Annotated in this window: 12 protein-coding genes; 6 read left to right on the forward strand and 6 right to left on the reverse strand. The window is 69.9% G+C overall.

Features of this window, described 5'->3' with window-relative positions:
- On the reverse strand, positions 1-942 hold the full coding sequence (locus ABZT49_RS14200; protein WP_407943501.1) for a zinc-dependent alcohol dehydrogenase: 942 nt from the start codon (positions 940-942) through the stop codon (positions 1-3).
- A gap of 33 nt (positions 943-975) precedes the next feature.
- Here ABZT49_RS14200 and mdoH point away from each other — a divergent pair, with 33 nt between their 5' ends.
- Entirely contained in the window at positions 976-2,805 is a 1,830-nt protein-coding gene (gene mdoH, locus ABZT49_RS14205; RefSeq protein ID WP_355286682.1) for a glucans biosynthesis glucosyltransferase MdoH, read from the forward strand.
- Between the two features lie 71 nt (positions 2,806-2,876).
- Here the strand turns inward: mdoH and ABZT49_RS34285 are convergent, their stop codons facing one another.
- Positions 2,877-4,514: a Hint domain-containing protein gene (locus ABZT49_RS34285; RefSeq protein WP_407943502.1), complete on the reverse strand. Its 1,638-nt coding sequence runs from the start codon at positions 4,512-4,514 to the stop codon at positions 2,877-2,879.
- A gap of 461 nt (positions 4,515-4,975) precedes the next feature.
- Between ABZT49_RS34285 and ABZT49_RS14215 the strand changes: the two genes are divergently transcribed.
- A complete protein-coding gene (locus tag ABZT49_RS14215) occupies positions 4,976-5,287 on the forward strand; it encodes a hypothetical protein (protein WP_355286683.1) in 312 nt (103 codons plus the stop codon).
- A gap of 178 nt (positions 5,288-5,465) precedes the next feature.
- Here the strand turns inward: ABZT49_RS14215 and ABZT49_RS14220 are convergent, their stop codons facing one another.
- Entirely contained in the window at positions 5,466-6,581 is a 1,116-nt protein-coding gene (locus ABZT49_RS14220) for a D-alanine--D-alanine ligase family protein (protein ID WP_355286684.1), read from the reverse strand.
- Positions 6,582-6,677: 96 nt separating this feature from the next.
- Positions 6,678-7,580, reverse strand: a complete 903-nt coding sequence (locus ABZT49_RS14225) for a LysR substrate-binding domain-containing protein (protein WP_355286685.1) — start codon at positions 7,578-7,580, stop codon at positions 6,678-6,680.
- 162 nt (positions 7,581-7,742) lie between these two features.
- On the opposite strand from ABZT49_RS14225, the gene dctA reads away from it, so the two are divergent.
- From dctA to ABZT49_RS14245, 4 genes are all read left to right on the forward strand, one after another.
- Complete coding sequence (gene dctA / locus ABZT49_RS14230; protein ID WP_355286686.1) at positions 7,743-9,077, forward strand: C4-dicarboxylate transporter DctA; 1,335 nt, start codon at positions 7,743-7,745, stop codon at positions 9,075-9,077.
- Positions 9,078-9,110: 33 nt separating this feature from the next.
- The gene (locus tag ABZT49_RS14235; protein WP_355286687.1) at positions 9,111-10,412 is read left to right on the forward strand and encodes an allantoate amidohydrolase; all 1,302 of its coding nucleotides are present in this window, start codon (positions 9,111-9,113) and stop codon (positions 10,410-10,412) included.
- A gap of 40 nt (positions 10,413-10,452) precedes the next feature.
- Positions 10,453-10,866 (forward strand): DUF3830 family protein, encoded by a 414-nt coding sequence (locus ABZT49_RS14240; protein ID WP_048450618.1) that lies wholly within the window; start codon positions 10,453-10,455, stop codon positions 10,864-10,866.
- A 137-nt stretch (positions 10,867-11,003) separates the two neighbouring features.
- Entirely contained in the window at positions 11,004-13,835 is a 2,832-nt protein-coding gene (locus ABZT49_RS14245) for an ATP-binding protein (protein WP_355286688.1), read from the forward strand.
- A gap of 291 nt (positions 13,836-14,126) precedes the next feature.
- Here ABZT49_RS14245 and ABZT49_RS14250 read toward each other — a convergent pair whose 3' ends face one another.
- On the reverse strand, positions 14,127-14,414 hold the full coding sequence (locus ABZT49_RS14250) for a hypothetical protein (protein WP_355286689.1): 288 nt from the start codon (positions 14,412-14,414) through the stop codon (positions 14,127-14,129).
- Positions 14,411-15,340, reverse strand: coding sequence for a hypothetical protein (locus tag ABZT49_RS14255; protein ID WP_355286690.1), 930 nt, complete (start codon positions 15,338-15,340; stop codon positions 14,411-14,413). The genes ABZT49_RS14250 and ABZT49_RS14255 overlap by 4 nt, the downstream gene beginning before the upstream one ends.
- Positions 15,341-16,058: the final 718 nt, after the last annotated feature.

Here is a 16,058-nt window from a genome sequence, read left to right on the forward strand (position 1 = left end):
TCAATACCGGATCACGGTGCACAGGCCCGGCGCGCCGGGGGCGAGGAGGCGCGGCAGTTCGGCGGGCAGGTCGTCGAAGGCGACCTCCTCGGTGAGGAGGACGTCGAGGCGCTCGTCGCACAGCAGGTCGAGCGCCTTGAGCAGGCGCCGCCGGTGGCTCCAGCGCGGCCGGCGCGAGGCCGCCACGGCGCCAACCTGGCTCGCGACGAGGCGCAGGCGCTTGGCGTGGAAGGCGAGGCCGAGGGGGGCGGCCACCGGCGTCTCGCCGTACCAGCTGAGCTCGACGATTCCCGCCTCCTCGCCGGCGAGCGACAGGGCGAGCGCCAGCCCGGCCTCGCTGGCGCTGGCGTGGAAGACGATGTCGGCCTCGACCGGCGCCGCCTCCGGCAGTGCGAAGGCAAGCCCGAGCGCCCGCGCCGTCTCCGCCCGGGCGGGATCGCGGTCGATCAGGCAGATGTCCGCCCCCGGCAGTCCGGCGCAGAGATGGGCGACGAGGAGCCCGACCACCCCGCCGCCGACCACCGCGATCCGGTCCCCCGGCCCGGCGCCGGATTCCCACAGGGCGTTGAGCGCCGTCTCCATGTTGGCGGCGAGCACGGCGCGGCGCGGCGGCAGGCCCTCCGGCAACGGGCAGAGGGCGGCCCGGGGCGCATTGAACGCCTCCTGATGCGGCTGGAGCGCGAAGACGCGCTCGCCCGATTCCGTCTCCGCCACCGCGCAGTAGCCGTACTTGACCGGGAACGGGAACTCGCCGCCTTGCGCCGGCGCCCGCATCCGCCCGGCCACCGCGTCCGGAACGCGGCCCTCGAAGACCAGCCGCTCGGTGCCGCGGCTCAGGGCCGTCCACAGGGTGCGCGCCCGCACCTCGTCCTCGCCCGGTGGGGACAGGCGCTCTTGCCGCAGCTCCGCCTGGCCGGCTGCGCTATACCAGAGCGCCCGCACGGCGTCCGCCGTGCCGCTCCCGGATGCCTGACGATGCCGCAAACCGACTCCTCGGTGGTCACCCTCGCGGAGGGAGCGTCCCGCGCTCCTCTCACGACGCCGACGGGCCTGCAAGCCTGCATCACCCTGCGGCGCCGGCGCTGGCTGGTGCTCGGGCTCTGCCTCGCCACCACCTTGGGCCTCGCGGCGGCGCTCTGGACGGTGCTGGTGCAGGACGGGTTCGACGGGCTCGACCTCGCGTTCTTCGCCTGCGGTCTCGCCACCCTGCCCTGGACGGTGCTGGGATTCTGGAACGCCGCGATCGGCTTCCTGCTGCTGCGGGCCGGGCCGGCGGGCGTGCTGGCGGCCGCCCCCCACGCGGCGGCGGGGGAGGCCCCCCTCCATCTCACGACCGCCGTGGTGATGACCCTGCGCAACGAGGATCCGGACCGGGCCCTGGCGCGCCTCGCCCTGGTGCGCGAGAGCCTGGAGCGCACCGGGCACGGCTCGGCCTTCCGGTACCACGTGCTGAGCGACAGCGACGAGCCGGGCGTGATCCGGGCCGAGGAGGCGTGGGTCGCGGGCTGGCGCGCCGGGCTGCCCGACGGGGAGGCGGCCCGGATCCACTACCGCCGGCGCACCGACAATGCCGGCTACAAGGCCGGCAACCTGCAGGAGTTCTGCGCCCGCAGCGACGCCGACCTGATGCTGCCGCTGGACGCCGACAGCCTGATGACCGGACCGGCGATCCTGCGCCTCGTGCGGATCATGCAGGCGCATCCGCGCCTCGGCATCCTCCAGAGCCTGGCGGTCGGCGCGCCGGCGGGCAGCGCCTTTGCCCGGCTGTTCCAGTTCGGCATGCGCCACGGCATGCTGCCCTACACGCTGGGTGCGGCCTGGTGGGGGGCGGAATGCGGCCCGTTCTGGGGCCACAACGCGCTCGTGCGCATCGCCCCCTTCGCCGCCCATTGCCGGCTGCCGCCCTTGCGCGGCGGCGGGGCGGTGCTGTCGCACGACCAGGTCGAGGCGGTGCTGATGCGCCGGGCCGGCTACGAGGTCCGGGTGCTGCCGCTCGAGGAGGGCAGCTTCGAGGACAACCCGCCGACGCTCCTCGACCACCTCACCCGCGACGCCCGCTGGTGCCGCGGCAACCTCCAGTATCTGCGCCTGCCCCGCCTCCCGGGCCTGCTGCCGATGAGCCGGTTCCAGCTCGCCTGGGCGGTGATGATGTTCCTCAACCCGCCGGCCCTGACGCTCGCCCTCCTGCTCCTGCCCTGGCGTGCCGCGACGCAAGGGGGCCCGGCGCAAGATGGGCAGGCGATGGGCGGGCAGGTGATGGGCGCCGCCTCGCTCTACCTCGCCTGGCTCCTCCTCTCGCTGGCCCCGAAGCTCGCCGGCTACGCCGCCGTGCTGGCGGACCGCGAGGCCCGGGCGGCCCATGGCGGAGGGATGCGCTTCCTCGCCGGGATGGCGGCCGAGATCGCGGCCTCGTTCCTGTTGCTCGGCGCCTCGTCGGTCCGGCTCACCGGGGTGATGTTCGGGCTGGCGCTCGGCCAGTCCGGATCGTGGAGCGCGCAGGACCGGGACGCGCGGGGCGTGCGCTGGGGGGAGGCGTTCCGCGCCCTGTGGGGCGTGACGCTGTTCGGGGTCGTGGTGTGCGGGACGCTGGCCCTCGTCTCGCCGGCGCTCCTCGCCTGGAGCCTGCCGCTCACCCTCGGCAGCCTGCTCGCGGTGCCGTTCTGCGTCCTCACGGCGGCGCCGGGGGCGGGGCGGGCGATGGTCCGGGCGGGCTTGTGTGCGACGCGGGAGGAGATCGCGCCGCCGTGGGAGATCGCGCGGGTGGGGGAGGGGAGCGGTGGTGCCGGGATGGCCGCGCCGGTGTGAGGCCGACGCAGTGTCGCGGCTCGGCCGCGCGGCCCCGGGCGGCGCGGCCGGACTTGCTCGACGGAATCAGGTCACGCGGCGAGCCACGTGAACCGCCCGGCCTCCTCCCAGGCGCAATCGGCACCCAGGGCCGCCGCGAACGCAGCCGACAGGCGCGCCCGCTCGGCCTCGACCAGCGGCCCGTCCACCGCCACCGGCCGGCAGCGGCCGTGCGCGCTGGCCGGCACGAAGTCCGGATCGATGAGCGCACCGCCCTCGCCCGTGAACCAGGCGCGGCCGCCCATGTCGTAATAGCTCTCGGCGGCCAGGCCCTCGGCGAGGAGGATGTCGTGGGCGTCGAGTTCGACGTGCCAGTAGGTGACCGCGCGCGCCGGCTCGCGCACGACGCTGGTGCCGTTGATCAGGCACATCGCCGGTACCAGCACCCCGCCCGTGCCGTCCTCGTCCGCCCCGACCAGGACCGGGTGACCGGGGGAGAGGCGCAGGTCCCGGGCGGGCAACCCCGGTCCGAAGGCGTTCGCGCGGATGCGGATCGGCTGCCGGTCGTGCGGCAGGGCGCCGGCGTCGGCCGCGAGGTGGCGATGGCCGATCCAGGTGATCGGGCGGAGCCGGCCCTCGGCCGTGACGACGCGGTCGCCGACGCGAAGACGCTCGACCGGGATCTCGCCGGTAGAGGTGCGGATCCGCGTGCCGCCGGAAAAGCACAGCACGACGTTGGTGCGGATGTCGTATTCGCTGGTGAACTCGCCCGATCCCGTCGGGGTGGTGTTCTGCGCGAAGGAGAAGTTCGCCGTGGTGTAGGCGCCGGCGACCCGCAGGTTCGCGATCGAGCCGCCCGTCGTGTTGAGGACCTGCAGCGTCTGGCTCGCCGAATCGTAGTTCAGGGAGCCGACCGCGGCGGTGTTGAGCAGGCCGATGCGGTCGCCCGACTGGAAGCCGTTGATGGTGCCGCCGAACGCGATCCGGTTGCCGGAATCGGGCGCGATGAGGAGGCGGTTGCTGTTGCCGCTCATGAAGTTGACGGTCGTGTTGGCGTGGAAGTCGTTCTCGGTCCGCAGATAGCCGTTGGTACCGAGGTTGAATGTGCTGGTGCCGGTGGCCGCACCGCTCGTCGGGGCGTCGGCGGCGCGGGCGACGAAGATGCCGTTGTTGATGTTGACGGTGCCGTAATTGGCATAGACGTTGGTGGTCGCGTTGCCCTGCTGCGTCCCGACATTGACGTTCATCAGCGCCAGGTTCTGGCTGGTGCCGTTCAGGTTGATGGTGCCGGTGTCGTTGAAGGCGCCGGTCGCGGTGCTGAAGCGGCTGGCGTCGATGCCCGCTCCGACCTGATCGCCGGCCCCGACATTGATCGTGCCCTGGAAATTGACGGCGCCGTGGATCCCGAGCCCGGTCTGGATCACCGGGCCGGTCGTGCCGCCCTGGTAGCTGCCGCCGGGCAGCGTCGCGTTCAGGGTGAAGCCGGTCGGGACGGTGGTGTCCGTCAGGCTGAAGTTGCTGGTCGTCGCCTGCTGGGAGTTGACCTGCGAGACGCCGACCGCGAACGAGACGTTGTTCGGCAGGATGCTGCCCTGCTCGCCGATGACGTTCGCCGTGCCGGCGCTCGCCAGGGTCGCGGTGTCGCCGGCCTGCGGCGCGACGCCTTCCTGCCAGTTCGCAGCGTCGGTGAAAGAGCCCGTCACGTTGGGCTTCCAGGTCAGGTTCGCCATGATCTACGTCTCTCTGCGGTGGCTCTTCGCTGCTCAGCAGCGAGGATCGCGAGGCAGAGCGTTCAGTGCTTGAATTCGGAGGTTATACTACCTCCGACTATCGTGTCCGGACGCTGCCACCTGGTCGCAGGGAGAACCTATGCTTTGGAGAGATGCGCGGTAATGCAGTTTATTGTTTCTGCATACTGATTTGAATGCCTGTGCTGAGCTTGCAACTGTCATTCAAGATAAATGTATTATTTGTTTCTGTCTCGTAAGCAGTGTGCAGGAATCGTTTCCCATGGCGACGAGGTGCGACGCGTCGTGGTCGACCGGATCGTGCAGGGCGGTCGGGACGGGCGACATCGCCAGCCGAAACGGGAGACCGCCGTCGTGATCCGGGGCACCGCCTCACGCTTCATCTAGGAGAGGGCGCAGCGTCTACAGGAACAATGCAGGTATCTGGAGTATCAAATCCAGTCATGGCAAGCCGCGAGCGCAGTGTGGCCACCGCCGGCTTCGCATTCCCGGTCTGTCGCAGCACGCCGCCTGTCTTCGAGCAAGGCTTCGGGGTCGCCGGAGCGGGACGGCCGCGGAGCGCTGGCGCAACCTCCGGCGAGATGGATGCCGGTTCATCGACCGACATCAGGCTCGCCGCGGGTCCGGGCCTGCACGAGGCCGGGGAGGGGCATGGGGATTTTAGAGCATTTTCCGACGAAGTGGATACCGGTTCGTCGAAGAAAATGCGGCAAAACAAACACTTAGAGAGCTTCGCGATTGCAGCGCGATCGTGAAGTGCTCTAGAGCGGGCAATGGGTGACCGTCGTCCGCGACGGGTGGCTGAACGGCAATGCCGTGGATCCGTGGCGCAACGCGAGCGGGGCTGCTCGGGCTTCGGTCGGCGTCTTGCCGACCCCAGGCCAGGGCGGCGACGGGCGCGTCGCGGTCGGCAGGGAGCCCGAAGGCTCCCCTTTATCCCTCGAAGTCCCGCTTCAGCCCCCGCCGCGTCCGGTGCCGCTCCAGCGCCAGCTCCACGAGCCGCGTCAGCAGCTCCGGATAGGGAACGCCGGAGGCCTCCATCATCTGCGGGTACATGCTGATCGAGGTGAAGCCCGGCAGGGTGTTGATCTCGTTGAGGTAGAAATCACCCGTCTGCCGGTCGAGGAAGAAGTCGACCCGGGCCATGCCGCTGCATTCGAGCGCCTCGAAGGCCTGGAGCGCGAGCACGCGCACCCGCTCCATCTGCGCCGGCGTGATGTTGGCCGGGAGATCCACGCTGGCGCCCTCGGGGTCGAGGTACTTGGCGGCGTAGGAGTAGAAATCGTGGTGGGGTTGCGGGTTCAGCTCGCTCGCGACGCTGACGAAGGGCGGGTCGCCGTCGAGCACCGCCACCTCGACCTCGCGGGCGTCGATGCCCTGCTCGACCAGCACCTTGACGTCGTAGCGGAAGGCGTCGGCCAGCGCCGCCGGCAGGTCCTTCCACTCCTTGACCTTATGGATGCCGACGCTGGAGCCCATGTTGCAGGGCTTGACGAAGACCGGCAGCGTCAGGGTCGCGGCGATGTCGTCGAGGGAGATCGCGCCGCGCTCGTAGGCGCGGCGGGTGAAGGCGCGGTAGGGCGCGATCGGAATGCCGGCGAGGCCGGCCAGCCGCTTGGTGACGTCCTTGTCCATGCCGACCGCCGAGGCCATCACCCCCGAGCCGACATAGGCCGTCTCGGTCAGCTCCAGCAGGCCCTGCAAGGTCCCGTCCTCGCAGAGCGGCCCGTGCAGGACCGGAAACACCACGTCGATCTCGGCGCGCGCCGGCTCGCCGTCGAGGGCGACCACCGCGGCGCGTCCGCCTGTCCCTTGCGCCAGCCGCACCTCGGGGCTCTCCGGCGGGATCGCCAGGCTCTCGTCGCTGGTCTGGGTGATGCGGCGCAGATCGTGGCGCTGCCAGCGGCCGGCCTTGTCGATGCTGACCGGGATCACCTCGAAGCGGTCGCGGTCGAGGTGGCGGATCACCGAGGCGGCGGAGCGCAGCGAGACCTCGTGCTCGCCGGATCTGCCGCCGTACAGGACGGCGACGCGGGTCTTCTCGGTCATGCGCGAACCCTCGATCACCTGGAATCCAACAAACCTCACGCCGCGCGGGCCCCGCGCGGCGGCCCTGATTATCGCCGGATGAAGATTTCAGAAACCCTACGGGGCGGCCGCGCCCTCCCGGTGGCCGCCGAGTTCGTCGCGCATCAGCCCGAGAAAGTTCTCCGTCACGGCGCCGGCCGGGACGCGATGGAGGGCGCAGACATCGGCGACCGGGGCCGGACCGGCCAGCGGACGGTAGGCGATGTCCGGCCGCTTCAGGGCCCCGATCGAGGCCGGCACCAGGGCGACGCCGAGGCCCGCCGCCACGAGGTTCACCAGCGAGGCCGATTCGACCACCTGCTGCAGGATCCGCGGCGCGAAGCCGGCCGCGAGGCAGGCCTCGCGCAGGGAGGTGGCGAAGCGCGAATCGCGCAGGCGCAGCGAGACGAAGGGCTCGTCGGCGAGATCGCGCAAGGCGAGCGCGGCGCGCGCTGCCAGCGGGTGGCCCGCCGGCAGGGCGACGCCGACCGCCTCGGGCCAGGCCCGCACCGCCCGCAGGGTCGGATCGTCCGGGGGTGCGCGCAGGAAGCAGAGGTCGGTGCGGCGGGCGTGCAAAGCCGCCGGCTGCTCGCCCGGCGGCATCTCGTGCAGACGCACCAGGACGTCGGGATAGCGCGCGCCGAAGCACCGGATCAGCCGCCCGAGGGGACCGGCCAGGATCGAGCCGGTGAGCCCGATATCGAGGGTGCCGGTGCGCCCGGCGCCGACGGCCCGGGCCTCGTCGCAGGCCTCCTCGACCTCCGCCAGGATGCGCCGCGCCCGGGCGAGGAAGGCGGTGCCGGCGGGGGTGAGCGCCACGCTGCGGCTGGTGCGCCAGAGGAGGGCGGTGCCCAGCTCCGCCTCGAGGTCGCGGATCTGCTGGCTCAGCGGCGGCTGCGAGACGCCCAGGCGCTCCGCCGCCGCGGTGAAGCTCAGGGAGTCCGCCACCGCCGCGAAGTAGCGAAGGTGCCGCAATTCCACGATCGATCGGCCGGATCCAGACGAAAAACGACTGGACCATACGCAACGGAATATTGGACGTCCAGGGCAGCCGGCCCCAGTGGTGAGGTTCACGGTCCGGGCACGAGAAGAGGGCGCCGGCCCCCGCGCGGGACCGTCTCCCTTCAGGGTCAGGAAACTCCGATGCCCCGCTTCCTCCGCTCGCTGTTCGGCCAGGTGGTGATCGCGCTGATCCTCGGCGTGGTGGTGGGCATCGTCTGGCCGGGCTTCGCGGTGGCGCTCAAACCCCTGGGCGACGGCTTCATCAAGCTCATCAAGATGGCGATCGCGCCCCTCGTCTTCGGCGTCGTGGTGCACGGCATCGTCGGGGCCGGCGACCTGCGCAAGGTCGGCCGCGTCGGGCTCAAGGCGCTCATCTACTTCGAGGCGGTGACGACGGCAGCCCTCGTGCTCGGCCTCGTCCTCGCCTACGTGGTCCGCCCCGGCGAGGGAATGGGGATCGACCCCGCCACCCTCGATGCCAAGGCGATCGCCGGCTACACCGCCAATGTGGGCCAGGTCACCAACACCACCGAGTTCCTGCTCAAGCTGATCCCGACCACGGTCTTCGACGCGTTCGCCCGCGGCGACATCCTGCAGGTTCTGATCATCGCGGTCCTGTTCGGCGCCGGGCTGTCGCTTCTCGGCGAGAGCGGCCGGCCGCTCGCGCTGTCGATCGAGCGGATCACCGCGGTCCTTTTCCGGGTGATCGGCCTCATCGTCCGGCTGGCGCCGCTCGGCGTGCTCGGCGCGGTGGCCTTCACGGTCGGGCGCTACGGCGCCGGCTCGCTCCTCCAGCTGGGCAAGCTGGTCGCCGTGTTCTACGTCGGCGTCGCGCTGTTCGTCGTGGTGGTGCTCGGCGGCATCCTGCGGCTCTCCGGCTTCAGCCTGTTCAAGCTCCTGGCCTACCTGCGCGAGGAGCTGCTGGTGGTGGCCGGCACCGCATCGTCCGACAGCGTGCTGCCGCAGGTGATGCGCAAGCTCGAGGGCCTCGGCATCCGCGATTCGACCGTCGGCCTCGTCATCCCGACAGGCTACTCGTTCAACCTCGATGCCTTCTCGCTCTATCTCACCCTGGCGACGGTGTTCATCGCGCAGGCGACCGGCACGGCCCTGTCCTTCCACGACCTCGCGCTGATCCTCGGCATCTCGCTCCTCACCTCGAAGGGCGCGCACGGCGTGCCGGGCTCGGCGATCGTGGTGCTCGCCGCCACGCTCTCGGCGGTGCCGGCGATCCCGGTGATCGGCCTGGTGCTGGTGCTGTCGGTCGACTGGTTCATCGGCATCGCCCGGGCGCTCGGCAACCTCGTGGGCAATTGCGTGGCGACCGTGGTGGTGGCCTCCTGGGAGGGCGACATCGACCGCGAGCGAGCCCGCCGGGTCCTCGACGGTGACATCCCGGCCGACGCGGTCCTGCCCGGCATGAACCATGGGGCGGCTGGACAGCCCTCCGCCTCGGCCATACCCCAGGGCCACTGAGACCTGCGGGACATCGATCGGACTCCGACCGCCATGCAGCACGACCGGCCGCTTGAACCCACGTCCCCCGGCCACACGTCCCTCGGTGACGCCGTGATGGCGCGCCTCGACGACCTTGCGCGATTCAGCGCCGACGCGGACGGGCTCACCCGCCTCTATCTCACCCCCGCCCATGCGGGTGCCGCCCGGCAGGTGGCGGCCTGGATGGAGGAGGCCGGGATGACGACCCGGCTCGACGCCGCCGCGACGGTGGTCGGCCGCTACGAGGCGGCGGTGCCGGGCGCCCCGACCCTGCTCCTCGGCTCGCATATCGACACCGTGCGCAATGCCGGCCGCTACGACGGCAATCTCGGGGTCGTGACGGCGATCGCCGCCGTGCAGGAGCTGCACCGGCTCGGCGAGCGGCTGCCCTTCGCGATCGAGGTCCTGGCCTTCGGCGACGAGGAGGGGGTGCGCTTCCCCGTCACCCTCACGGGCTCGCGGGGGCTCGCCGGACTCGTCTCGCCCGGCGCCCTCGCGTGCTGCGACCGCGACGGGGTGAGCCTGGCGCAGGCTTTGCGCGAGTTCGGCGGCGACCCCGACGGCGTGGCGGGCCTCGCCCGCGATCCGGCCTCCGTGCTCGGCTACCTCGAGGTCCATATCGAGCAGGGACCGGTCCTGGAGGAGGCGGACTTGGCCGTCGGCATCGTCACGGCGATCGCCGGGGCGAGCCGCCTCGTCGTCACGGTCGAGGGCCGGGCGGGCCATGCCGGCACGGTGCCGATGAGCTTGCGCCACGATTCCCTCGCGGCGGCGGCCGAGATGGTGCTGGCGATCGAGGCCGAGGCGAAGGGCACCCCCGACCTCGTCGCCACGGTGGGCCAGATCGAGGTGCCGCGGGGCGCCGTCAACGTCATCCCGGCGCTCACCCGCTTCAGCCTCGACCTGCGCAGCCCGAGCGACGCATTGCGCCACGCGGCCCTGGCGCGCCTCTCCGCCGCCTTCGCGGCCATCGCCGAGCGCCGCGGCGTCGCGGTGAGCGCTCAAGCGAGCTACGACGAGCCGGCAGCGGCCTGCGCGCCCGGGCTGATGCAGGCCCTCGCCGAGGGCATCGCGCGCCTCGGCCTTCGCCCCCTGCACCTGCCGAGCGGGGCCGGCCATGACGGTCTGGCGCTGGTCGGCCTGTGCCCGATCGGCATGATCTTCGTGCGCTGCGCCGGCGGGCTGAGCCACTCCCCGGCGGAATCCGTCACCGCGGCCGATGTCGACGTGGCGACGCGCCTGCTCGTCGACGTGCTGCGCCGCCTGCGGCCGGATTCCCTGCGGCCGGACTCCCTGGCCCGTCCCTCGCTTTAGGGACTGGGTCCACTTCTCGACACCCACCAGGAGACACTCCGTGAAGGAACTGAAGATCAAGGCCGGCCCGTTCGACCTCGTCGGCCGGCTCGAGCTCGAGAAGGCGCCCCAGACCTGCGCCGCCTTCCTCAAGGCGCTGCCGTTCGTGAGCGAGGTGATCCACGTGCGCTGGAGCGGCGAGGGCGTGTGGATGCCCCTCGGCGACCTCGATTTCGGCGTCGGCTACGAGAACCACACCAGCTACCCGGCCCCGGGCCAGATGATCCTCTATCCGGGCGGCATCAGCGAGACCGAGATCCTGCTCGCGTATGGCGGCGTGCATTTCGCCAGCAAGGTCGGTCAGCTCGCCGGCAACCACTTCCTGACCATCACCACCGGCATCGAGCACGTCTACGACCTCGGCCGCATGACGCTGCTGAAGGGCGCCCAGCCGATCCGCTTCGAGGCGATGTAGCCGCCTTAACCCCACGCTTGCTCTCACAAGATCCACTTGCGGCGGGGCGGTCGGCCCCGTACCCCTGAGGGGACGGCCCGTCCGGTCGGGCCGTCCGCGACTCCCGGAGGGGGCGCGGGGCGCGGGGCGCGTGTGAGATGAACCTGAAACGGTCCTACCGTTCTCTCGTGGGCGGCGTCTGGGCGGGCGTGCTGACGACCTGCCTCGGCCTCGCCACGGTCACGGTCTGGACCGACACCCGCGACTACGAGCGCACGATCCGCGACGCGCAGAGCACCGCCGAGGCGGTGGTGCAGGCGCTGGGCCAGGAGGCGAACCGCCTCGTCTCCTCCGTCGACATGCTGCTCAGCGCCGCCGCGGCCCGGGTCGACGCGCACACCTTCGGGGCGAGCCAGAACTACACCCGCCAGCTCCTCTCCGGCCTGATGGCCCACATCCCGGCGGTGATGGCCGTGCGGGTGCTCGACGGCAGCACCGACGGCGTGCTGTTCGCGCAGGGCGGGGCGGGGGCCGAGGGCCGCGCCACCGACGCCGACCTCGTCCGCGCCGCCCTGTCGGTCGGCCAGTCCGAGCTCGCGGTCGGCTCGCCGACCCGGGTCGGGCCGGCCGATTCCTGGTTCGTCAGCGTCGCCCGGCTGGTGGTGCCGCGCCCGGGCGAGACGCCGCTCGTGGCCGTGGCCGACCTGTCGCTCTCCGAGCTGCAGCGGCTCTACGGCCGGCTCGATCTCGGGCCCAACGGCGCCATCGGGCTCCTGCGCAGCGACGGCGTGATCCTGGTGCGCCACCCCTACGTGCCCGACAAGGTCGGCCGCAGCGTCGCCGGCGGCACCCTGATGCGGGCCGCCGCCAGCGCCGCCGGCGGCACCTTCGGGGGCAATGCCTCGCCGATCGACGGCGTGCCGCGCTACGGCAGCTTCCAGCGCGTCGCCGGCGCGCCGCTCCTCGTCACCACCGGCGTCGCGAAGGACGAGACCCTGGCGGCCTGGCGCGAGGGCGTGCAGCAGGATGCCGCGGTGGTGCTCGGGATCAGCACCGTGCTGGTCGGCCTCGGCTTCGGGCTGACCCGGGCCCTGATGCGCCACCGCGACCTCGAGGCGGAGGCGCGGCGCGCCGCCGGCATGCTCTCGGCCGGCGAGGCGCGCTACCGGCTGCTCGCCGAGAACACCAGCGAGCTGATCGTGCTCGCCCACGACGACGGCCGGCGCAGCTACGTCTCGCCGGCGGTCCGCCGCCTCCTCGGCTACACGCCGGAGGAGGCGGTGGCGATGCGCCTGCGCGACTGCGTCCACCGCGAGGACCTCGCCCTCCTGGTGACCCAGGCCCGCCGCCTCGCCGGCGGCGAGACGCAGGTGAGCGTCGTCTGCCGCGCCCGCCACCGCACCGGGTCCTGGGTCTGGGTCGAGGGGGCGTTCCGGCGCATCCCGGGCGCGGCGCCCGGCGAGCCCGCCATCATCGCGACCTTCCGGGATGTCGGCGAGCGCCAGCGCCACGCTCGCGCCCTGGAAGAGGCGCGGATCGCCGCCGAGCGGGCGAGCCAGGCCAAGACCGACTTCCTGGCCTCGATGAGCCACGAGATCCGCACGCCGCTGAACGGCGTCATCGGCTACGCCGACCTGCTGCTGGCCGACCGCACCCTGCCGGGCCGGCACCGGCGCTACCTCGACCGGATCGCCTCGGCGGGCGGGGCGCTGCTCACCGTCGTCGACGACATCCTCGACTTCTCGCGCATCGAGGCCGGCGGCATCGCGCTCGCCGAGGTGCCGTTCGCGCCGGCCGCCCTCGTCGACAACGCCGCCTCGATCGTGCGCGGCCTGTCCGAGCCCAAGGGCCTCGCCCTCGACGTCGCCCTCGGCGACACGGTCCCGGACTGGGTCCGGGGCGATCCCGACCGCCTGCGCCAGATCCTGCTCAACCTGCTCAACAACGCCGTCAAGTTCACCCCCGCCGGCCGGGTCGCGCTGCGGGTCGAGGCCGAGGGCGGCGCCTTGCGCTTCTCCGTCGCCGACACCGGCATCGGCATCGCCCCCGAGCAGCACGGCCGCCTGTTCCAGCGCTTCAGCCAGGTCGACGGCTCGATCCGCCGGCAATACGGCGGCAGCGGCTTGGGGTTGGCCATCTGCAAGGGCTTGGTCGAGCTGATGGGCGGCACGATCGGCCTCGAGAGCCGGCCGGGCGCCGGCTCGACCTTCTGGTTCCGGGTGACGCTGCCAGCCTGCCCGGCGCCGGCGGCGGAGGCCGCGGAGGGCCGGCCGGAGCCGGTGCGCCCGGCCCGCCTGCTGCTGGTCGAGGACGTGCCGATCAACCAGGACCTCGCCCGGGCGGTGCTCGAATCCGAGGGTCACAGCGTCGACGTCGCGGGCGACGGCGCGGCGGCGATCGAGGCGGTGCGGGCGAAACCCTACGACCTCGTGCTGATGGACGTGCAGATGCCCGGGATGGACGGGATCACCGCCACCCGCACCATCCGGAGCCTGCCCGGCCCCACCGGCACCGTGCCGATCGTCGCGATGACCGCCAACGTGCTGCCGGCCCAGCTCGAGACCTTCCGGGCCGCCGGGATGGACGGCCATGTCGGCAAGCCGTTCAAGCGCGCCGAACTCGCCGCCGCCATCGCCCGCCACCGCGCCGATGGCGGCTCCGCGCCGCTTCCGGCGCTGATCGACTTCGAGGCCTTCGCGGCGGCCCGCAGCCTGATGGGGCCGGAGCGGATCGACGGCCTGCTCGGGATGCTGGCGGCGGAGCTGGAGCAGCGCTTCCGCGCCCGCAGCGGCGACCGCGCCGGCCTCGCCCGCGACGCCCACGCGATGATCGCCGCCGCGGGGCTCCTCGGCTTCACCGGCCTGTCCGACCTCTGCCGCGAGATCGAGGGCGCCTGCCTCGCCGGGGCCGACCTGCCGGAACTCCAGCGCCGGATCGAGGCCGCGCGGGCGGCGGCGTTGGAGCAGATCGAGACGTTGCGGGCGGCGTAGCGGCCGCATCCCGGGCCGCTGCCTGGACCTCGCGAAAGATCGTCGGCCCCCTGCGTATCCCGGTTCCGCCGCACGACCCTGGATCCCGGCCGGAGAGGGGTGCGACGCGTTGCCGGTTCACCGACCGCGACGGATCATGCCGATGGCCCGAGATGCCGGCGCGCCGATTCGATCCCGGGCAAGCCCGAGATCGATAGGGCCTTTGATCCATCTCGAACTTTCGACTTCAAGCCAAAGGCTCGGCGAGGATTCGAGGGCGGAACCAAAGGTCGTTTCCGACGATCGCTGATATCAGTCGCACCGCTTGCCGTACACCATTGATTCGAACTGTGGTTGATTTTCCGGCGTAAGTTTATGATTGACCATGAAATCGTGTATGAACTTCCGTGTCGAGTCTGTTGCGACAACAAAATAATGCTTATCTTTACATCCGGCGACGAATTCGGCTTCCAGGCCGCGTTCGACGATTTCTTTGACGATCGCTATGACATCCGGCAGGTATCTGATGCTGCAATCCTCGATGCGAGCAAATTCGTTATTGGGGGTTCTCGGTGCTGCGGGCTTTTTGGGTTTGGTCATCTCAGTCTGTCTCCGATTCTCTGCAGGCTCAGGTCGACGGATGACTGCTTCGACAAGGCGAGCCGCTGCTCGGCAGCGAGCAACGTCTCGGCAATCGTCGGAGGAGTCGGTTTGGATCCCGGCTTCGGGAGGGCCAGAACAAGCGTTACTTTGTGGATGTCTTCCCGATTGACATCGAACTTTCCGGCCAGCGCCGATATCTCGAATATTCTGCCGATCGGGGTATATGTGAATCCCGGATTGATCGTCGCGCCCTTCTTGGTCGTAAACAATAATTCGTCGGATAGGGTTGGTGTTTCGATCCCGGCCTTGATTGATAGATTGCCGGATTCATTCAAATCTAGGAAGGTTTTTATCGTCTCCTCGATGCGTGTCGATCCAGCGATTGGATAATCGAAATTCTGCGGAGGCGGTGCTTGGGGGCAATCTTGCTCGAGGTCTATGATGACCTTTTCGAAGGAATCTCGGATCGTGAAAGTACGCAAATTCTGGCGCTCATTGTCCGTCGAAAGCGATATTCCGATCGTATCGGAGCCGCGCGTGAACGGCCGGGTGAGCGTCGGGCCACCGCTCATGATGTTCTTCTCTGCCATCGTGAGAGAAAAATCATAGAGTATTGTCGATCCGGAATAGCGATCTATGGCGTCGAGCAAAAATCTGCTCTTGAGATGTTTACGGATGTCTGCCCATTTTATACGGCCATTTCCAATGCCTTGAAAAATATCTCTCGCGCGTTCTTCGCCCTCGTAGCGGATGATGCCCCTCGTCAGCCGTATCAAAACCGCAGATCGAACTTCGCAGCGGAATTTCTGCACGATCTCATAAGTGTCTGAGCCGGTCACGTCCTGGGGCAACGGATGTATGCTACAGCCGCCTGCTGCGAGCCCCATCGTCAATGCAGAGATCACCAGTGAACGGAGGCGCATGGACTGTCGCTCTCAATCTATGCATCAAATATTCACCAATCTGCCCTTGGAGTCTGTGACAAACATGCAACGCTTGCGCGGTCGACGCAGGAGCCGCCAGAAAATGCGCGACGAGATCAGTCCGCCAAGAATATTGGCCGGGCGCTTCGAATCGATTCAATTGGTCGCCTATATAAATTTTTTATCACTTTTGCAATATATAGTAGATCATAATATAATAAGAAAAGTTTTTTATCAAATATACATATATAATAACCGGAATGTATTGCCAATCGCGTGAGACGCGATCAAATCTGCTCGATCTGAGATGCCCCGCACGACACCGCGGCTCTCCACGCAGACCTGTATCGGCCTTCGGCTGCGGACCTGAGGGGAGAAATCAACAGAATAACTAATTTATCCGATGGCAAATCCAACTATTTAATCGCACAAAAATCAATAAAAAATATAAAAATATCGATACATATCGCGTATTTTTGAGAAAATTCCCGCCATTTTGGTGCGCTGAATGGATGTTGATTGCACCGCTAAACTGAGCGCAGGCCGGATACCGGAGCCCGCGTCAGGACGAATGGGACGCGTCGGAGCTACGGCCGGGGGGGGGGGGGGGGGGGGGGGGGGGGGGGGGCGGCCCCCCCCAGCCCCCCGCCCCCCCCCCCCCCCAACACCCCCGCCAACCACCGCAGGGAGGGCAAACCAAACAGGCGCGGGCGCCCCC

It is taken from the genome of Methylobacterium sp. EM32, from assembly GCF_040593685.1.
Classification (GTDB): Bacteria; Pseudomonadota; Alphaproteobacteria; order Rhizobiales; family Beijerinckiaceae; genus Methylobacterium.

What these genes read in the sequence shown, in the direction of transcription:
- mdoH (WP_355286682.1), top strand. Translation starts at nt 976, where the DNA reads ATGCCGCAAACCGACTCCTCGGTGGTCACCCTCGCGGAGGGAGCGTCC.
- ABZT49_RS34285 (WP_407943502.1), bottom strand. Translation starts at nt 4,514, where the DNA reads ATGGCGAACCTGACCTGGAAGCCCAACGTGACGGGCTCTTTCACCGAC.
- ABZT49_RS14215 (WP_355286683.1), top strand. Translation starts at nt 4,976, where the DNA reads ATGGCAAGCCGCGAGCGCAGTGTGGCCACCGCCGGCTTCGCATTCCCG.
- ABZT49_RS14220 (WP_355286684.1), bottom strand. Translation starts at nt 6,581, where the DNA reads ATGACCGAGAAGACCCGCGTCGCCGTCCTGTACGGCGGCAGATCCGGC.
- dctA (WP_355286686.1), top strand. Translation starts at nt 7,743, where the DNA reads ATGCCCCGCTTCCTCCGCTCGCTGTTCGGCCAGGTGGTGATCGCGCTG.
- ABZT49_RS14235 (WP_355286687.1), top strand. Translation starts at nt 9,111, where the DNA reads ATGCAGCACGACCGGCCGCTTGAACCCACGTCCCCCGGCCACACGTCC.
- ABZT49_RS14245 (WP_355286688.1), top strand. Translation starts at nt 11,004, where the DNA reads ATGAACCTGAAACGGTCCTACCGTTCTCTCGTGGGCGGCGTCTGGGCG.
- ABZT49_RS14250 (WP_355286689.1), bottom strand. Translation starts at nt 14,414, where the DNA reads ATGACCAAACCCAAAAAGCCCGCAGCACCGAGAACCCCCAATAACGAA.
- ABZT49_RS14255 (WP_355286690.1), bottom strand. Translation starts at nt 15,340, where the DNA reads ATGCGCCTCCGTTCACTGGTGATCTCTGCATTGACGATGGGGCTCGCA.